At 69.4% G+C, this 1,658-nt stretch carries 1 protein-coding gene; it reads left to right on the top strand.

The window, feature by feature from the left end; all coding sequences use genetic code 11:
• Positions 1-122 precede the first annotated feature (122 nt).
• Positions 123-1,499, top strand: coding sequence for an IS1380 family transposase (locus ACFYZE_RS36085; RefSeq protein ID WP_389003931.1), 1,377 nt, complete (start codon positions 123-125; stop codon positions 1,497-1,499).
• Positions 1,500-1,658 lie beyond the last annotated feature (159 nt).

The following is a 1,658-nucleotide window of genomic DNA, read 5'->3' as shown; positions in this document are numbered from 1 at the left end:
CCTCGCGCTTTCGCGAGACGTCGTGTCCGAGGGTTGATCGAATAAGCAGAGAGTGCTTCTGACCTGCAACGATGGGACTTGTCGAGGGTCCTGTTGGCTGCACGGAAAGAAGCACTCTCCAGGTGAAGAAGCGTATCGGGTCGTACCCACGTGTCCGCATCGAGGGCGACGGCAGGGCGGTGGTCTCGCAGGCCGGGAGCGTGCTGCTGGTCGAGACCGTCCGCAAAGCCGGCCTGGATACCGCGATATCGGCGGCGCTGACGCCGTGGCGGAAGGCCCGGGCGGTGCACGATCCGGGCAAGATCCTGCTGGACGTCGCACTCGCGGTCGCGCTGGGCGGGGACTGCCTCGCGGACGTCGGCATGCTGCGGGCCGAGCCGGCCGTGTTCGGGCCGGTGGCCTCCGACCCGACGGTCTCCCGACTCATCGACACCCTCGCCGCCTCCGGCGAGAAGGCTCTGCGGGCCATACGTTCCGCGCGGGCCCAAGCTCGCTGTCGGGTCTGGAAGTTGGCCCACGAGAAAGCGCCCGACGCCGACGGGACGGTGACCGTCGACCTCGACGGAGTCCTGGTGATCGCACACTCCGACAAGGAGGACGCAGCACCCACCTGGAAACGGACTTACGGGCATCACCCGCTGATGGGGTTCGTCGACCACGGTCCGGGCGGCACCGGGGAGCCGGTGGCGGCCCTGCTCAGGCCGGGGAACGCGGGCTCCAACACCGCATCCGACCACATCACCGCCGCCCGGCTGTCCCTGGCCCAGCTGCCGAAGAAGTACCGGCGTGGGCGCCGGACCCTGATCCGCACCGACTCCGCAGGCGGCACCCACGACTTCGTCGCCTGGCTCGCCCAGCAAGGGCGGTGGCTGTCCTACTCGGTCGGCATGGTGATCACCGAGTCGATCCACGAGCACGTGCTGAAGGTTCCGGTATCGGCCTGGACGCCGGCCGTCGAGGCGGACGGTGAAATCCGGGATGGGGCCTGGGTCGCCGAACTGGCCGGTGACATCCTGGACGGCTGGCCGAAGGGCATGCGGCTGATCGTCCGCAAGGAACGGCCCCATCCCGGAGCTCAGTTGAGGTTCACGGACGCGGACGGCATGCGTCTTACATGCTTCGCGACCAACACCACCGGCCGGCCGATCGCCGAGCTCGAGCTTCGCCACCGGCTGCGGGCCCGCGCAGAAGACCGCATCCGGGCCGCCCGGACCACCGGCCTGCGCAACCTCCCCCTCCACGACACGGCCCAGAACAAGGTCTGGCTGGAGATCGTCCAGATCGCCCTCGACCTGCTCGCCTGGATGCCGATGCTCGCCCTGACCGGCAAGGCCAGGCTCTGGGAGCCCCGCCGTCTGCGACTCCGCCTGTTCACCGCGGCGGGTCAGCTGGTGACTACCGGTCGTCGCCGGATCCTCCGCCTGGCCCGGCACTGGCCTTGGACCAGCCACATCACCGCCGCTCTCGAACGGCTCGCTCTCCTGTCGAACCCCGGCTGAGCAGCAGATCCCCGTCCCTGCGAGAGAACCCCCCAGCCGGAGCAGTGGAACCCGGCGTCCACCCGAGACGACACTCGGGCCCTCAGCCTGCCCAACCTCAGCCCACGGCGCGAAAACGGTCCACCGACTCCGTCGGCGGACCGTCACGAAACTTCGAGG

Origin of the sequence: Streptomyces sp. NPDC001796, from assembly GCF_042892355.1 — a bacterium.
GTDB lineage: Bacteria > Actinomycetota > Actinomycetes > Streptomycetales > Streptomycetaceae > Streptomyces.
This window is presented reverse-complemented; position numbering and strand designations above follow the sequence as displayed.